The organism is Streptomyces sp. NPDC041940 (genome assembly GCF_055589465.1).
Genome location: NZ_JBVJBP010000011.1, coordinates 191,934 through 212,286 on the forward strand (window position 1 = coordinate 191,934; position 20,353 = coordinate 212,286).

16 protein-coding genes, 1 pseudogene and 1 riboswitch are annotated in these 20,353 nt (G+C 71.8%); of the genes and pseudogenes, 10 read left to right on the forward strand and 7 right to left on the reverse strand.

The features are described from left to right. Position 1: 1 nt before the first annotated feature. From mmsB to ACZ6I3_RS20515, 4 genes are read right to left on the reverse strand one after another with little or no spacing between them, the layout of a single operon-like run. Entirely contained in the window at positions 2 to 883 is an 882-nt protein-coding gene (gene mmsB / locus ACZ6I3_RS20500) for a 3-hydroxyisobutyrate dehydrogenase (RefSeq protein WP_469416260.1), read from the reverse strand. Next, positions 880 to 1,944: an enoyl-CoA hydratase/isomerase family protein gene (locus tag ACZ6I3_RS20505; protein WP_469416262.1), complete on the reverse strand. Its 1,065-nt coding sequence runs from the start codon at positions 1,942 to 1,944 to the stop codon at positions 880 to 882. Before ACZ6I3_RS20505 ends, mmsB begins: the two co-directional genes overlap by 4 nt. Beyond that, positions 1,941 to 3,089 (reverse strand): acyl-CoA dehydrogenase family protein, encoded by a 1,149-nt coding sequence (locus tag ACZ6I3_RS20510; protein ID WP_469416263.1) that lies wholly within the window; start codon positions 3,087 to 3,089, stop codon positions 1,941 to 1,943. Before ACZ6I3_RS20510 ends, ACZ6I3_RS20505 begins: the two co-directional genes overlap by 4 nt. A 6-nt stretch (positions 3,090 to 3,095) precedes the next feature. Continuing rightward, positions 3,096 to 4,619: a CoA-acylating methylmalonate-semialdehyde dehydrogenase gene (locus tag ACZ6I3_RS20515; RefSeq protein ID WP_469416264.1), complete on the reverse strand. Its 1,524-nt coding sequence runs from the start codon at positions 4,617 to 4,619 to the stop codon at positions 3,096 to 3,098. 228 nt (positions 4,620 to 4,847) lie between these two features. Beyond that, a riboswitch (cobalamin riboswitch) is annotated at positions 4,848 to 5,041 on the reverse strand. A gap of 157 nt (positions 5,042 to 5,198) precedes the next feature. On the opposite strand from ACZ6I3_RS20515, the gene ltnD reads away from it, so the two are divergent. From ltnD to ACZ6I3_RS20550, 7 genes are read left to right on the forward strand one after another with little or no spacing between them, the layout of a single operon-like run. After that, positions 5,199 to 6,116, forward strand: a complete 918-nt coding sequence (ltnD, locus tag ACZ6I3_RS20520; protein ID WP_469416266.1) for an L-threonate dehydrogenase — start codon at positions 5,199 to 5,201, stop codon at positions 6,114 to 6,116. Between the two features lies 1 nt (position 6,117). Beyond that, positions 6,118 to 7,398 carry a 3-oxo-tetronate kinase gene (gene otnK / locus ACZ6I3_RS20525; protein ID WP_469416268.1) on the forward strand — a complete coding sequence of 427 codons (1,281 nt, stop codon included), beginning with the start codon at positions 6,118 to 6,120 and terminating at the stop codon, positions 7,396 to 7,398. Beyond that, positions 7,395 to 8,078 (forward strand): class II aldolase/adducin family protein, encoded by a 684-nt coding sequence (locus ACZ6I3_RS20530; protein WP_469416269.1) that lies wholly within the window; start codon positions 7,395 to 7,397, stop codon positions 8,076 to 8,078. Before otnK ends, ACZ6I3_RS20530 begins: the two co-directional genes overlap by 4 nt. 50 nt (positions 8,079 to 8,128) lie before the next feature. Further along, complete coding sequence (locus ACZ6I3_RS20535; protein ID WP_469416271.1) at positions 8,129 to 9,436, forward strand: MFS transporter; 1,308 nt, start codon at positions 8,129 to 8,131, stop codon at positions 9,434 to 9,436. Between the two features lie 32 nt (positions 9,437 to 9,468). Then, positions 9,469 to 10,272, forward strand: a complete 804-nt coding sequence (gene otnI / locus ACZ6I3_RS20540) for a 2-oxo-tetronate isomerase (protein ID WP_469416272.1) — start codon at positions 9,469 to 9,471, stop codon at positions 10,270 to 10,272. Further along, positions 10,269 to 11,282, forward strand: a complete 1,014-nt coding sequence (denD, locus tag ACZ6I3_RS20545) for a D-erythronate dehydrogenase (RefSeq protein ID WP_469416273.1) — start codon at positions 10,269 to 10,271, stop codon at positions 11,280 to 11,282. The genes otnI and denD overlap by 4 nt, the downstream gene beginning before the upstream one ends. A 43-nt stretch (positions 11,283 to 11,325) precedes the next feature. Continuing rightward, positions 11,326 to 12,072: a FadR/GntR family transcriptional regulator gene (locus tag ACZ6I3_RS20550; RefSeq protein ID WP_469416275.1), complete on the forward strand. Its 747-nt coding sequence runs from the start codon at positions 11,326 to 11,328 to the stop codon at positions 12,070 to 12,072. A gap of 29 nt (positions 12,073 to 12,101) precedes the next feature. Here ACZ6I3_RS20550 and ACZ6I3_RS20555 read toward each other — a convergent pair whose 3' ends face one another. Beyond that, positions 12,102 to 13,283 (reverse strand): CaiB/BaiF CoA transferase family protein, encoded by a 1,182-nt coding sequence (locus tag ACZ6I3_RS20555; RefSeq protein WP_469416371.1) that lies wholly within the window; start codon positions 13,281 to 13,283, stop codon positions 12,102 to 12,104. Positions 13,284 to 13,438: 155 nt separating this feature from the next. Here ACZ6I3_RS20555 and ACZ6I3_RS20560 point away from each other — a divergent pair, with 155 nt between their 5' ends. Beyond that, a complete protein-coding gene (locus ACZ6I3_RS20560; protein WP_469416277.1) occupies positions 13,439 to 14,635 on the forward strand; it encodes an MFS transporter in 1,197 nt (398 codons plus the stop codon). Between the two features lie 65 nt (positions 14,636 to 14,700). On the opposite strand, the pseudogene ACZ6I3_RS20565 reads toward ACZ6I3_RS20560, so the two are convergent. Then, positions 14,701 to 15,225 (reverse strand): annotated as a pseudogene (locus ACZ6I3_RS20565) (TSUP family transporter); the annotation flags it as partial. A 175-nt stretch (positions 15,226 to 15,400) separates the two neighbouring features. Here ACZ6I3_RS20565 and ACZ6I3_RS20570 point away from each other — a divergent pair. Further along, positions 15,401 to 16,426, forward strand: coding sequence for an ATP-binding cassette domain-containing protein (locus ACZ6I3_RS20570; protein WP_469416278.1), 1,026 nt, complete (start codon positions 15,401 to 15,403; stop codon positions 16,424 to 16,426). Beyond that, on the forward strand, positions 16,423 to 17,214 hold the full coding sequence (locus ACZ6I3_RS20575) for an ABC transporter permease (protein WP_469416279.1): 792 nt from the start codon (positions 16,423 to 16,425) through the stop codon (positions 17,212 to 17,214). The genes ACZ6I3_RS20570 and ACZ6I3_RS20575 overlap by 4 nt, the downstream gene beginning before the upstream one ends. Here ACZ6I3_RS20575 and ACZ6I3_RS20580 read toward each other — a convergent pair. Beyond that, the gene (locus ACZ6I3_RS20580; protein ID WP_469416281.1) at positions 17,195 to 20,332 is read right to left on the reverse strand and encodes an ATP-binding protein; all 3,138 of its coding nucleotides are present in this window, start codon (positions 20,330 to 20,332) and stop codon (positions 17,195 to 17,197) included. The genes ACZ6I3_RS20575 and ACZ6I3_RS20580 overlap by 20 nt on opposite strands. Between the last annotated feature and the right edge of the window lie 21 nt (positions 20,333 to 20,353).

Genomic DNA, 20,353 nt, shown 5'->3' on the forward strand with positions numbered 1-20,353 from the left:
GTCACGTGGGTTCTCCGCTCCGGTCCCTGATGGTGCGTACGATGCCCGAGAAGTCCTCCGTGGCGCCGGCCCGCTCCGCGTACGCCGCGTACAGCTCGGCGGCGCGCAGACCGAGTTCGGCGTCCACGCCCCCCGCGCGGACCGCGTTGGCGGCCAGGCCGAGGTCCTTGGCCATCAGGGCGGCGGCGAATCCGGGGCGGTAGCCGCGGTTGGCGGGGCTGCCCGGGACGGGGCCGGGGACGGGGCAGTTGACGCTGAGCGCCCAGCACTGCCCGGAGGCCGTGGAGGCCACGTCGAACAGGGCCTGGTGGGACAGGCCGAGGCTCTCGCCGAGGACGAACGCCTCACTGACGGCGATCATGGAGACGCCGAGGATCATGTTGTTGCAGATCTTCGCTGCCTGCCCGGCGCCCGCCTCACCACAGTGCACGGCCTTCCTCCCCATGGCCTCCAGCAGGGGCAGCGCCTCGGCGAACTCGGCTTCTCCACCGCCCGCCATGAACGTCAGCGTGGCGGCCTCGGCGCCGACGACCCCGCCGGAGACCGGCGCGTCCAGGGCGCGCATGCCCGCGGCGACAGCGCGTTCATGGGCGGTGCGGGCGTCGGCGACGTCGATGGTGGAGCAGTCGACGAAGAGGGTGCCGGGCCGGGCGGCGGTGAGGGTGTCGTCGTAGAGGCCGAGGACGTGGCGGCCCGCGGGCAGCATGGTGATGACGAGGTCGGCGTCCGTGACGGCGTCCGTGGCGGAGGCGGCCGGCTCCAGTCCTGGCCCGGGCGCGACGGCAAGGTCGTAGCCTCGCACCCGGTGTCCGGCCTTCACCAGGTTGGCGGCCATGGGACCGCCCATGTTCCCGAGTCCGATGAACGCGACAGTCGTGCTCACCAGGCCACCTCCTCGGTGCTGCCGGAGGCGGCGAGCCCGAGTTCACGCTCGCCCAGGGGCGCGAAGAAGCGCTCCACGTCGGCTTCGGTGACCTCGTCGAGAGTCGCCGGTGACCAGCGCGGATCGCGGTCCTTGTCGATGACCTGGGCGCGGATGCCCTCGACCAGGTCGGGCGCGCTCAGCGCCGCGCAGGAAACCCGGTACTCCTGCTCCAGTACCCGCTCCAGCGGGCCGAGCCGGCGGGCGCGGCGCAGGGCCTTGAGGGTGACCTTGAGGGCGGTGGGCGACTTGGCCAGCAGGGTCTCGGCGGTCTCCTTGGCCGCCGGGTCGCCGTGCGCGAGCAGCCGTTGGACGATCTCCTCGACCGTGTCGGAGGCGAAGCAGGAGTCGATCCACTCCCTCCGCCCGGCCAGTTCCCCGTCCGGTGCCGGCCTCACATGCCGGTCCAGGGCTTCCCGTACGGGCGTGTCGGCGAGGTCGTCGACGAACCGCCCCAGCGCCTCGGAGGGCACGTAGTGGTCGGCGAGCCCGGTCAGGAGTGCGTCCCCGGCGCCGATCTGCGCGCCGGTCAGCGCGAGGTGGGTGCCGAGTTCGCCCGGGGCGAGGGCGAGGAGGTAGGTGCCGCCGACGTCCGGGACGAAGCCGATGCCGGTCTCGGGCATGGCGATCCTCGACCGCTCGGTGACGATCCGGACGCTGCCGTGCGCGGAGACGCCGACGCCGCCGCCCATGACGATGCCGTCCATGACGGCGACGTAGGGCTTGGGGTAGCGGGCGATACGGGCGTTGAGGTGGTACTCGTCGCGCCAGAACGCGGCCGAGGCGGAGCCGTCCCCGTCGCGGGCGTCGTCGTGGATGCTCCGGATGTCGCCGCCCGCGCACAGGCCGCGCTCCCCCGCACCGGTGATGACGACGGTCTCGACGGCCGGGTCCCGCTCCCAGTCGGTCAGGGCCTCGTCGATGCGGCGCACCATGGCGTGGGTGAGGGCGTTGAGGGCCTTGGGCCGGTCGAGGACGATGTGGGCGGCCCGGCCCGCCGTACGGAACTGAACGTCGGTCATCCGAGTGCCTCCGTCAGGCCGCGGGCCACGATGACGCGCATGATCTCGTTGGTTCCTTCCAGGATCTGGTGGACTCGCAGGTCACGGACGATCTTCTCGATGCCGTACTCGCTGAGGTACCCGTACCCCCCATGCAGTTGGAGGGCGCGGTCGGCCACCGAGTACCCGGTGTCGGTGGCGAACCGCTTGGCCATCGCGCACAGGTACGGCGCCTGCGGGTCGCCCGCGTCGAGTGCACGGGCCGCCTGCTGGACGAGGGCGCGGGCGGCGGCGAGTTCGGTGGCCATGTCGGCGAGCCGGAAGCGCAGGGCCTGCGCGTCGAGCAGCCGTTGCCCGAACGCCTCGCGGTCGGCGAGATGGGCGAGGCTGCGGTCGAGGGCGCTGCGGGCGCCGCCGAGCGAGCAGGCGGCGATGCCGAGCCGGCCGCCGTTCAGGCCGTTCATCGCGATGCGGAACCCCTGCCCCTCGCGGCCGAGAAGCCGGCCGGCGGGCAGCCGGACGCCGTCCAGGACGACCTGGCGGGTCGGCTGGGCGTTCCAGCCCATCTTCCGTTCGTTGGCGCCGAAGGTGACGCCGGGGTCTTCCTTTTCGACGATGAAGGCGGAGACGCCGTCCGGGCCTTCGCCACCGGTGCGGGCCATGACGACGTACAGCTGGGAGGCCCCGGCTCCGGAGATGAACTGCTTGACGCCGGTGAGCACCCAGTGGTCGCCGTCCCGGACGGCGCGGGTGGTCAGGGCGGCGGCGTCCGAGCCCGCGCCGGGTTCGGTCAGGCAGTAGCTGGCGAGGTCCTCCATGGCGCACAGCCGGGGCAGCCGGCGCTCGCGCTGGGCGGCGTCGCCGTACCGGTCGATCATCCAGGCGACCATGTTGTGGATGGAGAGATACCCGGCGATGGACGGGCAGCCGGAGGCGAGGGACTCGAAGACGAGGACGCCGTCGGCGCGGGTCAGGCCCGAACCGCCCGACTCCTCACGGACGTAGACGCCTCCGAGCCCGAGTCCGGCCGCCTTGCGCAGGACGTCGACGGGGAAGTGCTTGTCACGGTCCCAGTCGAGGGCGTGCGGGGCGAGGTGGTCCTGGGCGAAGTCGAGGGTGGTCTCGACGAGGGCCTGCTGGTCCTCGGTGAGCAGCGTACTGGTCATGGCCGCTCAGCCCATCGTGGGGATCGTGAAGCTCGCGCCTTCGCGGAGCCCGGCGGGCCAGCGCGACGTCACGGTCTTCGTACGGGTGTAGAAGCGGATGGCGTCGGGGCCGTGCTGGTTGAGGTCGCCGAAGCCGGAGCGCTTCCAGCCGCCGAAGGTGTGGTAGGCGACCGGCACCGGGATGGGCACGTTGACGCCGACCATGCCGGTGTTCACGCGCCGGGTGAAGTCGCGGGCGGTGTCACCGTCGCGGGTGAAGATAGCGACGCCGTTGCCGTAGAGGTGCTCGCTGGGCAGGCGCAGGGCCTCCTCGTAGTCGGCGGCGCGTACGACGGACAGGACCGGGCCGAAGATCTCCTCCTGGTAGACGCGCATCGCCGGGGTGACCCGGTCGAAGAGGGAGGCCCCGGCGAAGAAGCCCCTCTCGTGTCCGGGCAGGACGAAGTCCCTTCCGTCCACGACGAGTTCCGCACCTTCCTCCACGCCGAGGTCGACGTAGGAGCGCACCCGGTCGACGGCGTCCTGGCCGACGAGGGGACCGAAGTCGGCCTCGGGGTCGTCGCTGCGGCCGATGCGCAGGCCGCCGATGCGCTCTTTCAAACGAGCCACCAGCGCGTCGGCGGTGTCCTCCCCGACCGGGACGGCCACCGAGATCGCCATGCACCGTTCCCCCGCCGAGCCGTAGCCCGCGCCGATCAGGGCGTCCACGGCCTGGTCGAGGTCGGCGTCCGGCATCACGATCATGTGGTTCTTGGCGCCGCCGAAGCACTGGGCGCGTTTGCCGTGGGCGGCGGCGGTGGCGTAGACGTGCGCGGCGACCGGCGTGGAACCGACGAAGCCGAGGGCCTCGACCCGGGGGTCCTCGAGCAGAGTGTCGACGGCTTCCCGGGCGCCGTTGACGACGTTGAGGACACCGGGCGGCAGACCGGCCTCCAGGAACAGTTCGGCGAGTCGCAGCGGGACGGACGGGGCGCGCTCGGACGGCTTGAGGATGAAGGCGTTTCCGCAGGCGAGGGCGGGTGCGGCCTTCCACAGGGGAATCATCGCCGGGAAGTTGAAGGGAGTGATCCCGGCGACGACGCCGAGGGGCGCGCGCAGGGAGTGGACGTCGATGCCGGTGCCGGCGTTGTCGGTGAACTCGCCCTTGAGGAGATGCGGGATGCCGGCGGCGAACTCGACGACCTCAAGTCCGCGCTGGAGGTCCCCGTGGGCGTCCGCGACGGTCTTGCCGTGCTCGGACGACAGCAGCCGGGCCAGCGAGTCCTTCTCCTGCTCGACGAGTTGCAGGAACCGCATGAACACCCGGGCGCGGCGCTGCGGGTTCCACTCGCCCCACTCCCGTTGCGCGTGCGCGGCGTCGGTGATCACCGCCTCGGTCTCGGCGCGGCTCGCGAGGGGCACATGGGCCTGGACCTCGCCGGTGTTGGGGTCGTACACGTCGCCGTACGTCCCCGAGGTTCCCGGGGTGTGTTTACCGCCGACGAAATGGGTCAACTCACGCACAGGGGCGTGGTCTTGTACACGGACCATGGGTGCCTGCTCTCTCGTCAGGTGGTCCGGGACGGCGCGCGGGTCCGTCGCACACGGACGCGGTGGCGTACGGGTGCGGGGGCCGCGCGAGATCGCGTATGGCTGGACCGTCAGAGGGTGACGACCGGGCGCGGGACGATCCGTCGGGCACGACGGACGCGTCGGGCGGGTCCTCCGGGGTCGTGGGTGCACACCGGTGCCATGCGTGTCAGCTCCATCCTCGTGGACAACACGGAACATCCCACGGCCGGTATCCTGACTCCCGGATCAGCGCACCCCGTCCGCCTTCCCGACATCCAGCTCGTCAGTGGCGTTCTGCTCGACGGCGTACTCCCCGGTCACAGTGGCGGGACCGTGCCGGATTCACACCGGCTTCCCTGCACCGCGGGCCTACACCCGCGACTATATAGTTGGACGTCCTAGTAAATCCAGCCCCCACCGGCCGCACGCCGACCCTCTCGGTGCGTGACGGACATCACACCTCCCATTTCGCCGTCCTCAGGTCATCATATGACCTGATCTCCCGGAGGCCGGTTGACGCGACCTGCCTCCGGACGGCACGGCAAGGCGAGGATGGGCATGAGCGACCAGAACAAGCCCGAACGACCGCGCGTGGGCGTGGTGGGTCTAGGAGCCATGGGCCTCGGGATGGCCCGGAGTCTGCGGGCGGCGGGATACGACGTCGGCGTTCACGACCTGCGTCCTGAGACGGCCGCGGACTTCGCCCGCGACGGCGGGACGGCGTTCGGGACCTGTGGCGAGCTGGCGGCCTCGGTGGACGTCCTGGTGGGCGTGGTGGTGAACGCCGCGCAGGTCGAGGCCGTGCTGTTCGGTGCCGACGGCGCGGCCGGCCGGCTCCGCCCCGGCTCCGTCTTCGTCATGTGCTCCACGGTCGATCCGGGCTGGTCCGCCGCGCTCGAGGGCCGACTCGCCGAGCGGGGCGTGCTGTACCTGGACGCCCCCATCTCCGGCGGCGCCGCGCGTGCCGCGGCCGGTGAACTCACCATGATGACGTCGGGCTCGGCCGAGGCGTACTCGCTCGCCGACCCGGTGCTCGAGGCCATGAGCAGCACCGTCTACCGTCTGGGCGGGCACGCGGGGCTCGGCTCGAAGGTCAAGATCGTCAACCAGCTGCTCGCGGGCGTGCACATCGCCGCAGCGGCCGAGGCGATGGCTCTCGGTATCAAGGCGGGCGTTCCCGCCGAGGCGCTCTACGAGGTCATCACGCACAGCGCCGGCAACTCCTGGATGTTCGAGAACCGCATGGCCCATGTGCTCGACGGCGACTACACGCCCCTGTCGGCCGTCGACATCTTCGTCAAGGATCTCGGGCTCGTGCTGGACGCCGCCCGGCCGGAGCGGTTCCCTCTTCCCCTCGCCGCGACCGCCCACCAGATGTTCCTCCAGGCGTCGGCATCCGGACTGGGGGCCGAGGACGACAGCGCGGTCATCAAGATCTTCCCCGGGGTCGACCTGCCGAAGCCGGTGGAGGCCTGACATGGGAATCCGTCTCGGATGCATCGCCGACGACTTCACCGGTGCCACGGACCTCGCCAACAACCTGGTGCGCGCGGGCATGCGGGTGGTCCAGCTGATCGACACACCACCGGCCGGCGTCGAGGAGGCGGTGGACGCGGACGCGGTGGTCATCGCCCTCAAGTCGCGGACCGTCCCGGCGGCCGACGCCGTGGAGGCGTCGCTGCGAGCACTGGCCTGGCTGCGGTCCATGGGCGCCGAGCAGATCTACTTCAAGTACTGCTCCACCTTCGACTCGACTCCGGCCGGGAACATCGGGCCGGTCACCGAGGCGCTGATGGACGCGCTGGGCACCGACTTCACGGTCGCGACGCCGGCGTTCCCCGACAACGGGCGCACGATCTTCAAGGGGCATCTCTTCGTCGGCGACGTGCTGCTCAGCGACAGCGGCATGCGCCACCACCCGCTCACCCCGATGACCGACTCCGATCTGGTCTCCGTACTCGGCGCGCAGACCACGCGAAAGGTCGGTCTCGTCGACCACACGGTCGTCGCCGACGGCGTCGAGGCGATCCGGGCCCGCGTCGACGCCCTGCGTGAGGGCGGCTTCGGGATCGCCATCGTCGACTCCGTCTCCAACGACGACCTCGTGCGGCTGGGCGCGGCCGTCCAGGGGTTCCCACTGGTGACCGCCGGCTCGGGGCTGGCGATCGGCCTGCCCGCCAACTGGGGGTTCAAGCCGTCCCGCGCCGCAGCGGAGCTGCCGCCTCCCGCCGGTCACCGGGCCGTCGTCTCCGGCTCGGTCTCCACGGCCACCAACCGTCAGGTCCTCGAGTACCTGCGCTCCGGCCGGCCCGCCTTCAGCGTGGACCCGCTGCGCGTGGCCGCCGGCGAGGACGTGGCCGGGCAAGCCCTGGCCTTCGCCGCGTCGCATCTGGACGACGGTCCCGTGCTCGTCTACTCCACCGAGTCCGCCGACACGGTCCGGACCGTCCAGGGCCGGCTCGGTGCCGCCGAGGCCGGTGAGCTCGTGGAGCGGACGCTGGCCCGCATCGCACAGGGGCTCGTGGAGCGCGGCGTGCGCCGGCTCGTCGTCGCGGGAGGAGAGACCTCGGGGGCGGTCGTCCAGGCGCTCGGTGTCACCGGACTCCGGATCGGCCCGCAGATCGACCCCGGTGTGCCCTGGTGCGCGGCGGCTCTTCCCGACGGGGACACGCTCCACATCACGCTCAAGTCCGGCAACTTCGGCGGCCCCGACTTCTTCACCCGCTCCTTCGCGCTCCTGGACGAGGAGGCCGCATGAACCCGCAGCCGACCGCACCCGACGAAGGTGTCGAGCAGGTCCGCAAGGAGATCGTCCGGGTGGGCACCAGCCTGTTCGCCCGGGGCTACGTCCACGCCAGCGCGGGCAACATCAGTGCCAAGGTCGGCGACCACCATCTGATCACGCCCACCGACGCCGCCCTGGGATTCCTCGAACCCGGCCGCCTGGCACAGGTCGACGCCCGGGGTGAGCAGGTCGCGGGCGACCGTGCCAGCAAGACCCTGACGCTCCATCGGCGCATCTGCGCCGCCGACCCCACGGCCCGGTTCGTCGTCCACACCCACTCCACGCACCTGGTCGCGCTGACGCTGGCCGGTGTGTGGAGCACCGAGGACGTGCTGCCGCCCATCACGCCGTACTACGTGATGAAGGTCGGGCACGTCCCGCTCATCCCCTACCACCGGCCCGGCGACCCCCGCGTGGCCGACCTGGTGACCGCCCACATCGCCGATCGCGCAGCGAGCCGAACGCCCATCAGGGCGGTGCTGCTGGACCGGCTGGGCCCCGTGGTCTGGGGCCCCGACGCGGCCACCGCTCTCGCCGTCCTCGAAGAACTCGAGGAGACGGCACGTCTCTGGCTCCTGACCGACCGTCGCCCCGAGCCGCTCCCCGATCACGCGCTCGACGAACTGAGGTCCACGTTCAACGCCGCGTGGTGAACCCCTTCTCCCCTGCCGGAGAATCCCCCTGAGCCGCTCAAAGGATCGCCATGTCCATGCCTATATCGGCGTCCCAAGCCCCCGACGTCGCCCGTGAGAACGCCGTCTTCCGCAAGGTCGTACGGCGTATCGTCCCCTTCCTCGTCCTCTGTTACGTCGTCTCCTACCTGGACCGGGTCAACGTCGGCTTCGCGAAGCTGCAGATGTCCGACGACCTCGGCTTCAGCGAGGCGGCGTACGGCCTCGGCGCCGGACTGTTCTTCATCGGCTACTTCCTCTTCGAGGTGCCGTCGAACCTGATGCTGCAGCGCGTCGGCGCCCGCACCTGGATCGCCCGGATCATGATCAGCTGGGGCGTCGTCTCGGCGTCGTTCATGTTCGTCCACAACGAGACGACGTTCTACGTCCTGAGGTTCCTCCTCGGTGCCGCCGAGGCGGGGTTCTACCCGGGGGTGATCCTGTACTGCACGTACTGGTTCCCGTCGCGGCGCCGGGCCCGGGTGATCGCGATGTTCATGTCCGCCATCCCGGTGGCCGGCATCTTCGGCAACCCGCTGTCCGGCTGGATCATGGACCGGTTCCAGGGTGTGAACGGCTGGCAGGGCTGGCAGTGGATGTTCCTGCTGGAGGCGATCCCCGCCCTCCTGATCGGCGTGGCCACCCTGTTCTACCTCGACAACAGCGTGCGCGACGCGAAGTGGCTCACCGACGAGGAGAAGGACGTCGTCGAGCGGGCGATCGCCGAGGACGCCGCGCACCAGACCGTGCACGGCCGGGTCTGGGACGCCTTCCGCGAGCCGAAGGTGTGGCTGATGTGCCTCATCTACTTCTGCTTCGTGATGGGTCAGTACGCCCTGACCTTCTGGATGCCCACGTTCATCGAGTCCACGGGCATCGAGGGGAACCTCGCGATCGGCGTGCTCAGCGCGGTGCCGTTCCTGGCGGCTCTCGTCGCGATGAACCTGTTCGGGCGTTCGGCGGACAAGCGCCGCGAGCGCCGCTGGCACCTGGTCGTCCCGAGCCTCATGGGCGCCGTCGGCTTCTCGCTGGCGGCCGGCTGGTCCGGGTCCACCGCACTGTCCCTGGTCGCGCTGTCCGTCGCCGCGGCCGGTGTGCTGACCTGCTCGCCGCTGTTCTGGTCGCTGCCCACCGCGTTCCTCGGCGGCACCGCCGCCGCGGTCGGCCTCGCCGTGATCAACTCGGTCGGCAACCTCGCCGGCTTCGTCAGTCCCTACATGATCGGCGCGGTGAAGGACGCCACCGGCTCGACATCGCTCCCGATGTACGTCCTGGCACTCAGTCTCGTCGTCGGCGCCGCCGCGGTGCTCACCACCGACAAGCAGACCGTCAACCGCTGACCGGTCCCTCCCGGTCTCCCACAGGAGCCAGCATGCCGAGGTTCGCAGCGAACCTGTCCATGATGTATCCCGAGCACGACTTCCCCGACCGCTTCGCCGCGGCCTCGGCGGACGGCTTCACCGCCGTCGAATACCTCTTCCCCTACGCCTACGACAGCAAGGAGTTGCGGCGCCGGCTCGACGACCAGGGCCTTGAGCAAGTGCTCTTCAACGCACCTCCCGGGGCCTGGGAGTCCGGAGAACGCGGCATCGCGGCGCTGCCCGGCCGCGAGGCGGAGCACCGCTCCGGGATCGCCCGGGCTCTCGAGTACGCCGCCGCACTGGACTGCCCGCGGCTGCACGTGATGGCCGGTCTCGTGCCGCCGGGCGTGACTCCGAAGGAGCTGGCCCAGCACCGCGACACCTACCTGGCCAACCTGGAGTGGGCTGCCGAGCGAGCCTCCGGGTCGGACGTCGACATCCTGGTCGAGCCGATCAACGGCCGCGACATGCCGGGCTACTTCCTGTCGAGGCAGGCGGAGGCCCACGCGGTGGTGCGGGAGGTGGGCGCCCCGAATCTCAAGGTGCAACTCGATCTGTACCACTGCCAGATCGTCGAAGGCGATCTCACGACGACGCTGCGCCGCGACCTGCCGACCGGCCGGGTCGGCCATCTGCAGATCGCCGGCGTACCGGACCGGCACGAGCCGGACAGCGGCGAGCTCGACGTCCGGCATCTGTTCGGCGTCGTCGACGACCTGGGCTTCGACGGGTGGATCGGCTGCGAGTACATCCCCCGGGCCGGCACGAGCGAGGGCCTCGGCTGGCTGAACGACTACCGAGGAGACAGCGCATGAGGATCGTCATCACGGGCGGCTTCGGCTTTCTGGGACGCGAGATCACCGACACCCTGCTGAGGACCCGGACGCTCGGTGGTACGCCGATCGATCAACTGGTGCTCACCGACCGGTTCGTGCCGGCCGGGGCGGCGCAGGCGGCCGATCCCCTGGTGGAGATCGTGCGGGGTGACCTGGTCGAGTGTCTCGACGAGGTGTTCGCGGAGCCGGTCGACGTGCTGATCCACCTCGCCGCCGCCGTCTCCGCCGAGTGCGAGGCCGACTTCGACCTCGGGATGAGCGCCAACCTGGACACCACCCGCGCCCTCCTGGAAGCCGCCCGGGCCCAGTCGGCTTCCGGCGGGCCGGCGCCGCGCCTGGTGTTCTCCAGCAGCGTCGCGGTCTACGGCTCCGACCCGGCACTGCCGCTCCCGCCGGTGGTCAGCGAGTCGACCCTGCCCACGCCCCGGTCGAGCTACGGGATCCAGAAGCTCGTCTGCGAGCAGCTGGTCGCGGACTACACGCGCCGGGGCTTCATCGACGGGCGTGTCGCCCGGCTGATGACCGTGTCCGTACGCCCCGGCAAGCCGAACGCCGCCGCCTCCGGCTTCCTGTCGGGCATCGTCCGCGAGCCGCTCGCGGGCCTCCCCGCGATCTGCCCCGTACGCCCCGACCTGCGGGTGGCCCTGGCGTCACCGCGGCGCACCGTCGAGGGGATCCTCCGCATCGCGGAAGCCGAGCGCGGCAGCGGGAAGGGCCGGCTCGACGGCGGACTGCCCGTCAACCTCCCCGCCCTCACGGTCACGGTCGCCGAGATGCTGGCCACGCTGCGACGGGTGGCGGGCGACGCCGCGGCCGATCTGGTGACCGTCGCGCCCGATCCCGTGGTCGAGGCGGTCGTGGGATCGTGGCCTTCCGTCTTCGACAACACGCGCGCCGCAGCGCTCGGGCTGGAGCCCGACCCGAGCTTCGAATCGGTGGTGCGGGACTACCTCGCCGACCACCCCGACGCGGTCCTGGTCAAGGCCTAGTGGAAAGCGGAACGACGAGACCCGGGCCTATAGACTGAAAACCATGTTTTCTAAGGTGAGCGGTCCCGTCCGGCTCGCGGATCAGGTCGCCGCGACCCTCTCGGAGGAGATCGAGTCGGGGCGGCTGGCCGAGGGTGACCGACTGCCGACAGAGGTCGAGCTGGTCAGGCAGTTGGGCGTCAGCCGCACGGTGGTGCGCGAGGCGCTGTCGCGGCTCCGCAACGCGGGCCTGATCGAACCGCGCCAGGGCATCGGCGTGTTCGTCCTGCCGCGGCGCACCCGCCCGCTCGACCTGGAGGCCGCAGACACCAAGGCGAAGGTGCTGCAGATCGTGGAGGTGCGCCGCGCCATGGAGGGTGAGGCGGCCCATCTCGCGGCCACCCGGGCCACACCCCTCGACCTCGCACGGATGCGTCAGGCGCTGGACGCGATCGACTCGGCGGTCGCGGCCGGCGGCGACGGCGTGGACGAGGACCTCGCCTTCCACCGGTCGATCGCCGAGTCGACCGGGAACACGGTGATGGTCTCGACGCTGCGGTACCTGGGCGATGTGTCGCGCAGCGGTATCCGCGTCACACGGGCGAACGAGGCACGCCGGAACGACTTCATCGAAGCGGTCCGGGCGGAGCACCACGCCATCCTCGCCGCCATCGAGGCGCGCGACGCCGAGGCGGCACGCACGGCCGCACGCCTCCACATGAACCACGCCGCCGCCCGGCTCCAGGACGCGGACGACGGATTCTGGACCGACGCCGAGGACATCGAAGTGGACCTCGACGCCACTCCCTGAGACGCCACTCCCTGAGGCGCCGGTCCGGGTCAGTCGGTTTCACGGCCAGTGACGCCATGGAGGATTTCCTGGGTGTGCTGTCCCAGCAGGGGCGGGGGCAGCAGGTACCGCGCGGGCGTGGCGCTCAGCGCGAGGGGGTGGGCGACCTGACGGGAGGGCCTGTCTCCTTCAGAGCCGTCGGCGTCTGCGGGGAGGTCGACGACGCCGGGCAGGCCGAGTTCGTGGGCGAAGGTGAACGCCTCGTCCAGGTTGTTGACCGGGCCGGCCGGTACTCCGGCAGCCAGCAGGACCGCCGACCAGTGGTCCGCGCCCTCGGTGCTCAGCAGCCGGGTCAGGATCCGCGCGAGTTCGGTGCGGTGGGCGACCCGGTCGGCGTTGGTGCGGAACCGGTCGTCGAGAGCGAGACCGGGTTCGCCGACGACCTCGGCGAGGACCGCGAACTGCTTGTCGTTGCCCACCGCGAGGGCCAGCGGACGGTCCCCGGTGGGAAAGGTCTCGTACGGGGCGATGCTCGGGTGCGCGTTGCCCATGCGGCCCGGGACCACACCGGCGACGGCGAACGCCGAGGCCTGGTTGACCATGGCCGAGAGCAGGGAACTGAGCAGGTTCACCTCCACGAGCTGCCCCTCGCCGGTGGCGTCCCGGTGCCGGAGGGCGGCAAGGATGCCGAGTGAGGCGTGCAGCCCGGTGATGACGTCCACGAGGGCCACACCCGCCTTCACCGGCTCCCCGTGGGCCTGTCCGGTCACGCTCATCAGGCCTCCGGCGGCCTGCACGAGCAGGTCGTAGCCGGGGATCGCGGCGCCGGCACCGCTGCCGAAGCCGCTGATCGAGCAGTAGATCAGCTCCGGGTGCCGCGCACGCAGCTCCTCGTGGCCGAGGCCCAGCCGCTCCATCGTGCCGGGCCGGAAGTTCTCCACGACCACGTCGCACTCGGCGACCAGGGACCGTGCCTGTTCGCGGCCGGTGTCCGTGGCCAGGTCGAGGACGACCGACCTCTTGTTCCGGTTCACGCTCAGGTAGTAGGTCGACGTACCGTCGTGGTCCGCCGGAGGCCGCCAGGCCCGGGTGTCGTCCCCGACGCCCGGCCGCTCGATCTTGACCACGTCGGCGCCCAGGTCGGCGAGGAGCATGGTGGCGTAGGGTCCCGCGAGAACCCGGGAGAAGTCAGCGATGCGCACACCACCCAGTGCGCCCCGTCCGTCCGGCATGTTGTCCTGGGTGCTCACGCACCCTCCTCTCTGATCGTCCCGCTCGTCCGTGGCTCCGCGGGGGGGAGCGGTTCGGAGGTCGGAGCGGGTTGCCCGGCTCTCCTCATGACTACGATCGGACGTCCGACGCACCCCTGGAAAGAGCAAGCTTCTTGATGGACCTGGCCACACGCCGCCGCCGAGCGGCGCTGTTCCTCTTCTTCCTCATACCCGGACTGTCGATCTCCTCCTGGGTGACCCGGACACCTGATATCCGGGACCAACTCGGCGTCTCGACGGCGCAGATGGGCATCGTCCTGTTCGGGCTGTCGGTCGGCTCGATGATCGGCATTCTCAGTTCCGGAACGCTCGTGGCCAGGTTCGGCACCCGGCCCGTCATGGGCGTGGCGACGCTGCTGGTCATGGTGAGCATGGCGGTCATCGGCGGCGGGACGATGCTCTCCTCCGCCCCCGCGACCACCGCCGGACTGTTCCTCTTCGGGGCCGGTATGGGCGGTGGGGAGGTGGCGATCAACATCGACGGCGCCGACGTCGAGCGGATCACGGGCCGGACGGTGCTGCCCACGCTCCACGGTTTCTTCAGCCTGGGCACGGTCGTGGGGGCCGCGTTCGGCATTCTGTGCACGGCTGTCTCCTGGCCCGTGCAGTGGCACCTGACCGGCATGGCCGCCGTCACAGCGGTCATGTTCGCCCATGCCTTCCGAGCCATCCCCCACGCGGTCGGCAAGACCCGGGACGACGACGGCTCGCGGCCCGACGCCGCCGCGCAGACCGAGGTGAAGGTCTGGAAGGACCCGCGGCTGCTGCTGATCGGCGGCGTCATCCTCGCCATGGCGCTGGCCGAGGGCTCCGCCAACGACTGGCTGCCCCTGCTCATGGTCGACGGCCACGGCACGGACCCCGCCCTGGGGTCAGCCGTCTACACGGGCTTCGCCGCCGCCATGACCATCGGCCGTTTCGGCGGCGGACTCCTCATCGACCGGCTCGGCCGCGCCCCCGTCGTCCGGGCCAGCGCCGTCTGCGCGACTCTGGGAATCGCCGTCGTCGTCTTCGCCGACTCGGCCGTCCTCGCGGGGGCCGCCGTTCTCCTCTGGGGCCTGGGAGCCTCGCTCGGCTTCCCGGTCACCCTCTCGGCGGCCGGTGACTCCGGGCCCGACTCGGCGGCGCGTGTCAGCCTGGTGGCGATGATCGGCTACGTCGCGTTCCTCGTCGGGCCCCCGTGTCTCGGCTTCCTCGGCGAGCACTACGGGCTGCGCGTCGCCATGATCGTCGTCCTCGCCTTCACCGCCGTGGCGATCGTCCTCGCGCCTGCCGTCGGCAAGCGCTCCGCCGCGGCCTCACCGGTCCTGTGACAGGGAGACGAGGAAGATGGCGTGCTCGCCCCGGGCGTCCATCTGCGAGGTCGGTTCGTCCAGGATCAACAGTCGACCGCGTACAGGGCGCCGAGCGCCGTCGCCAGAGTGCCGAGGACGAGGCGGAGGATGTGCTCGGGCAGGTGCGGCTGGAGGCGGGCTCCGAGGTAGCCGCCGAGGAGACCGCCGAGGCCGCAGGACAGGCCGAGGAACCAGTCGGGGGCGATGCTGCCGCTGTGGGCCAGGGAGAGCAGGGCGTAGGTGGCGGCGCCGATCACCGAGGTGGCGAAGGTGGAGGCCGGGGCGACCTCGGCGACGGGGACACCGCGCCCGACCAGGACGGGGCCGAGGATCGAGCCGCCGCCGATGCCGTAGACGCCGACCACGAGGGCCAGGCACGTGACCGTCCGGGGCGTACCCCCGTACCCCCGGAGCTCCGGGGGTACGGGGGTACGGGGGTACGGGGTCCGGGCGATGAGCCGGCCGCCGAGCGGCAGCATCAGCGCGGCGACCAGGAGGCGGAAGACGCTCGGGCCCGGAAGGGCGAACACGCGGATGACGGCTGTCAGCATCCCGACCGCGAGGCCCGGCCGCCCCCAGTTCCCACCCCACCCGATGCCCCGCGCCGCCCTCAGCCCATGCCGGTCTGTCTCGCCCGGCCTTCCGGCGGCAGCGTAGATCGCCGTCTCGCTCCGCCGCCCGGTTCCAGGGCACTGAAACCATCGTGAAACCGCGCTGAATGCGCCCTGCCGCAAGCTCTGCGGCATGACCACCACGACATCGCACTCTCTCGCCATCGCGGCCCAGGGGCTGCGCAAGGCCTACGGGGACAAGACGGTCCTCGACGGCATCGATCTGGCGGTGCCGGCCGGCACGGTCTTCTCCCTGCTCGGTCCGAACGGTGCCGGCAAGACCACCGCCGTCAAGATCCTCTCCACCCTCATCACCGCCGACGCCGGCGAGTTGCGGGTGGGCGGACACGACCTGGCCGCCGACCCGCAGGCCGTGCGGGCCGCGATCGGTGTCACCGGGCAGTTCTCCGCCGTCGACGGGCTGATCACCGGCGAGGAGAACATGCTCCTCATGGCCGACCTGCACCACCTGCCCAGGCAGGAGGGCCGGCGAGTGGCCGCCGAGCTGCTGGGACGCTTCGACCTCACCGACGCCGCGAAGAAACCGGCCTCCACCTACTCGGGCGGCATGAAGCGGCGCCTCGACCTCGCCATGACCCTGGTCGGGAACCCGCGCATCATCTTCCTCGACGAGCCCACCACCGGCCTCGACCCCCGCTCCCGTCACAACATGTGGGGCATCATCCGTGAGCTGGTCTCCGACGGTGCGACCGTCTTCCTCACCACCCAGTACCTGGAAGAGGCCGACGAACTCGCCGACCGCATCGCGGTGCTGAACGACGGCACGATCGCCGCCGAGGGCAGCGCCGAGGAACTCAAACGCCTCATCCCCGGCGGGCATGTACGGCTGCGCTTCACCGACCCGGACGCCTACCGGTCGGCCGCCTCCGCCCTGCGCGAGGTCACCCGCGACGACGAGGCCCTCGCCCTGCAGATCCCGAGCGACGGCAGCCAGCGCGAACTGCGTTCCATCCTCGACTGGCTGGACACGGCCGGCGTCGAGGCCGACGAGTTGACCGTGCACACCCCCGACCTCGACGACGTGTTCTTCGCCCTGACCAGCACCACCGGCGCCACCAACGTCCCCAGCCAGTCCGGCCAGTCCGGCCAGTCCGGCCAGTCCGGCCAGTCCGGCCAGTCCAAGGAGAGTGTCCGATGAGTTCCCTCGCCCTCGCCGTGCGCGACTCGTCCACGATGCTGCGCCGCAACCTGCTGCACGCCCGCCGCTATCCGTCGATGACGCTGAACCTGCTGCTCACGCCGATCATGCTGCTCCTGCTCTTCGTCTACATCTTCGGCGACGTGATGAGCGCGGGCATCGGCGGCAGCGGCGCCGACCGCTCCGACTACATCGCCTACATCGTCCCGGGCCTGCTGATGATGACCATCGGCAGCACCGTGATCGGGGCCGCGATCGCCGTCTCCATGGACATGACCGAGGGGCTCATCGCCCGCTTCCGGACGATGGCGATCTACCGAGGCTCGCTGCTCATCGGGCACGTCGTCGGCAGCGTGCTGCAGGTGATGGCCAGCCTGGTCCTCGTCGGTGCCGTCGCCGTGGCCATCGGGTTCCGCTCCACGGACGCCACGCTCCTGGAATGGATCGCGGCGGTGGGACTGCTCGCCCTGTTCTCCCTCGCCCTCACCTGGATCGCGGTCGGCATGGGCATGGCCAGCCCGAACCCGGAGGCGGCCAGCAACATGGCCATGCCGCTGATCCTGCTCCCGCTCATCTCCAGCGCCTTCATCCCGGCCGGCACCATGCCCGGCTGGTTCCAGCCCATCGCCGAGTACCAGCCCTTCACCCCCGCCATCGAGACCCTGCGCGGCCTGCTCCTCGGCACCGAGATCGGCAACAACGGCTGGATCGCCGTCGCCTGGTGCGTCGGCCTGAGCGCGCTCGGCTACCGCTGGTCGACGGCGCAGTTCAACCGCGACCCGAAGTAGCAGCGACCGCCATGACAGCGCGGGCCGCATCCCGCAACTCGTTCCGCTCGAGGGCGGCGTACTCCGACACCGCGTCGGCGTAGGCCGCCCTGTCGGCGTTCTCGGCCGCCTGCCGGGCCCGGGCCGCCGACATCGTCGGCTGGTAGTCGCGCAGCACCCGCAGCCGTTCGGCCAGCGCGATCATCCGTACGGCCGAGCCGTCGCCGGAGGCGAGTCCCGCCATGCCGAGGGCGTGCAGCGCCGTCCCGTACTGAAGCTCCATGGGCGATCCGGCCGGACCGTCGAGCATGGTCCGCAGCTCCTGGCGCAGCCGGTCGACCACGTCCGCGACCGGCTCGAGACGGCCGGCGTGCGCGTGCGCCGTCACCGCCGCCGACCGGATCTGCAGCACCCAACGGTCGAGGAAGGGATCGCCGCCGTCCACCGGCCCGACCTCCGCCATCCCCTCCACGGCGCCGCGCCACAGGCCGAGTCCGACCTCCGTCAGCCCGCGGGAGAGCGCGATCTCGGCGCGCCCGCCGAGGCCGGGACTGTGGAAGTCGTCCTGCTGCGGGGGGCTGCCCTCGGCCTGCCGCAGCCAGTACTCGGCCTCGTCGGGGTCGCCGCGGTGCAGGCAGGCGAGGACGAGACCACTGCGTACGCCGATGGAGTCGTGCTCGTCACCGAGCCGGGGCAGCGCTTCCAGCGCCGCCTTGAGATGCTCGTACGCCGCCTCGCCCTGCTCCGTCCTCAGGCACAGTTCGCCCAGCCGGGCGTGGCCCATGACCTGCAGGAACGGGTTCTCGACCGGGCCCAGCGCGGTGACGATCCGGCGGGCCGAGGCGAGCGCGCGGTCGATGTCGTGCTCGTACTCCCAGACGTAGGTGGCGACGCACTCGGCGATGCCGGCGAGCAGCGGCTGCTCGCTGTCGCAGAGCCCCCGCAGCACCTCGTAGTCGGGAGGCAGCATCTCGGGGACCGCGCCCAGCACCACCGCGATGGCGCGCACCAGGGTGTCCGGCGGGGCCGGGGGCAGCCGCCGGAGGGTGACGAGCTGGCGTACGACGTGCGGGCCGTAGCCCATGAACAGGGTCGCCGTGGACAACACCGCGGCGGCACGGGCGACTTCGACGTACTCGGGCTCGGGGTAGTAGTGCGACAGGGGCGGACCGGTCTCCGCGGCGAGGGTGGTGAGGCGGGTGAAGTTGGAGCCGGTCGACCACAGGGCGGTGAGGACCGCGGTGAGGGCGGCGATGGTGGGGCCGTCCGTACGGGCCAGGGCGTGCCGCAGGGCAAACACGAGGTTGTCCTGCTCGGCCCTGATGCGCTCCCAGGCGGACAGCGGTCCCGAGCCGAAGAACCAGTCGTGGTACGCGACCCCGAAGTCCCGCGCCCAGTCGAGGAACCGGCCGACGGCCTCCTCGTCCTCGCCCGCCTCCGTACGCCGGGCCGCGCTGAACTCCCGTACGGTCTCCAGCATCCGGAACCGCACGCCGGCCGGTGTGTCGGCGACGGTGAGCAGCGACTGGTCGGCCAGTTGCTCCAGCAGGAACAGCGCGTCCTCGTCCTCGCCCAGGACCTGTTCCGCCGTCTCGCCGGTGAAGCCGCCGGGGAAGACGGACAGCAGGCGCAGCGCCGCTCTGGCCTCCTCGTCGAGGAGGTTCCAGCTCCAGTCCACGACCGCGTGCAGGGTACGGTGACGTTCCGGCACGTCACGCGCGCCGCCGCGCAGCAGCGCGAACCGGTCGCCGAGGCGGCGGGCGATCTCCGGCACCGACAGCACCCGTACCCGCGCCGCGGCCAGTTCCACGGCGAGCGGCAGCCCGTCGAGGTGGCGGCACAGCCCGGCCACCGCGTCCGGCGGCAGCTCGACGCCGGGCCGGGCCGCCCTGGCTCGCTGGGTGAACAGCTCGACGGAGGTGGCTAGTCGGAGCTCCGGCAGCGCGTACACCGCCTCCGAGGTGAGGCCCAGCGGGGCCCGGCTGGTGGCGAGCACCCGCAGGTCCTTCGAGGACGAGACCAGCGCGCGGACGAGGCCGGCGGCGCCGGCGACGACCTGCTCGCAGTTGTCCAGCACCAGCAGCGCGGGCCCGGAGCCGAGCACACCGAGGATGCCGGACACGGGGTCGTGGCCGCTCATTCCGGCACCGGGCCGTCCCTCGCCCGCGCCGAGCGCGGAGGCCACCTCCGCGGTCACGTCCGCGTCCTCGGTGACACCGGCGAGCGGTACGAAATACACCACGCGCTGCTCGGCCCGGCGGCTGACGGCGTGCGCGAGCCGGGTCTTGCCGAGGCCGCCCGGCCCGACGACGGTGACTGCGCGGGAGGCGCGCAGCAGCCGCTCCACCGCGGCGATGTCCTCGTCCCGGCCGAGGAGCGGGTTCGGCTCGTGCGGCACGCCGTGTCTGACCGCGGGCGCCTCACCGCGCAGCAGCTCCCGCTGAACGGCCTTGAGCGCGGCGCCGGGATCCGTGCCGAGCTCGTCGCGCAGCTCACGGCGGTAGGCCTCGTACCGGGTCAGCGCGGCGGACGGGCCGGCCGTCGCGGCCTCGCCGCGCAGCAGTTCGGCGAGCACTTCCTCGTCGCGCGGATGCTCCGCGGCGGCCACGGCCAGCGGTCCGGCCGCTTCCGCGTGCCGTCCGAGGCGGGCGAGCGCGAGGGCCCGCGCGCGGACGAGCGCGCCGCGGACGGGAACGCGCTCGGCGCGCAGCGCGGCCAGAGGGTCGTCGGTGTCGCCGGCGTCGACCGGGGTGCCTTCCCAGAGCGCGAGCCCGGCCTCGGCCGCCGCCAGCGATCCGGCGTGGTCTCCGGCCCTGGCCCGGTCCGCTCCGGTGGCGGCGTGCCGCAGCAGGGCGGAGGTGTCGACCTGGTCCTCGGCGAGGGTGAGCCGGTATCCGGTCGGCGTGCCCGCGATGACGTCGGCGCCGAGCTGGGCCCGCGCCCGGGACACGAGGACCTGCACCGCCTTTGCCGGCCGCTCCGGCAACGCGTCCGGCCACAGCCCCGCCACGAGCCGTTCGGTGCTGCAGCCGGTGCGCAAGTCGCCCGCGAGCAGCGCGAGGAGGCCCCGGAGCCGGGGCGCGGTGACCTCCTGTCCGCGATAGGCGACACGCGGCAGCAGGGTCAGGTCGGTGGTCACCCGTGCAGATTAGCCGCGGCC

Coding starts and splice junctions, on each gene's coding strand:
- ACZ6I3_RS20505 (WP_469416262.1), bottom strand. CDS start 1,944: ATGACCGACGTTCAGTTCCGTACGGCGGGCCGGGCCGCCCACATCGTC.
- otnI (WP_469416272.1), top strand. CDS start 9,469: ATGCCGAGGTTCGCAGCGAACCTGTCCATGATGTATCCCGAGCACGAC.
- ACZ6I3_RS20515 (WP_469416264.1), bottom strand. CDS start 4,619: ATGGTCCGTGTACAAGACCACGCCCCTGTGCGTGAGTTGACCCATTTC.
- ACZ6I3_RS20530 (WP_469416269.1), top strand. CDS start 7,395: ATGAACCCGCAGCCGACCGCACCCGACGAAGGTGTCGAGCAGGTCCGC.
- ACZ6I3_RS20555 (WP_469416371.1), bottom strand. CDS start 13,283: ATGCCGGACGGACGGGGCGCACTGGGTGGTGTGCGCATCGCTGACTTC.
- ACZ6I3_RS20535 (WP_469416271.1), top strand. CDS start 8,129: ATGTCCATGCCTATATCGGCGTCCCAAGCCCCCGACGTCGCCCGTGAG.
- denD (WP_469416273.1), top strand. CDS start 10,269: ATGAGGATCGTCATCACGGGCGGCTTCGGCTTTCTGGGACGCGAGATC.
- otnK (WP_469416268.1), top strand. CDS start 6,118: ATGGGAATCCGTCTCGGATGCATCGCCGACGACTTCACCGGTGCCACG.
- ltnD (WP_469416266.1), top strand. CDS start 5,199: ATGAGCGACCAGAACAAGCCCGAACGACCGCGCGTGGGCGTGGTGGGT.
- ACZ6I3_RS20550 (WP_469416275.1), top strand. CDS start 11,326: ATGTTTTCTAAGGTGAGCGGTCCCGTCCGGCTCGCGGATCAGGTCGCC.
- ACZ6I3_RS20560 (WP_469416277.1), top strand. CDS start 13,439: ATGGACCTGGCCACACGCCGCCGCCGAGCGGCGCTGTTCCTCTTCTTC.
- ACZ6I3_RS20575 (WP_469416279.1), top strand. CDS start 16,423: ATGAGTTCCCTCGCCCTCGCCGTGCGCGACTCGTCCACGATGCTGCGC.
- ACZ6I3_RS20570 (WP_469416278.1), top strand. CDS start 15,401: ATGACCACCACGACATCGCACTCTCTCGCCATCGCGGCCCAGGGGCTG.
- ACZ6I3_RS20510 (WP_469416263.1), bottom strand. CDS start 3,089: ATGACCAGTACGCTGCTCACCGAGGACCAGCAGGCCCTCGTCGAGACC.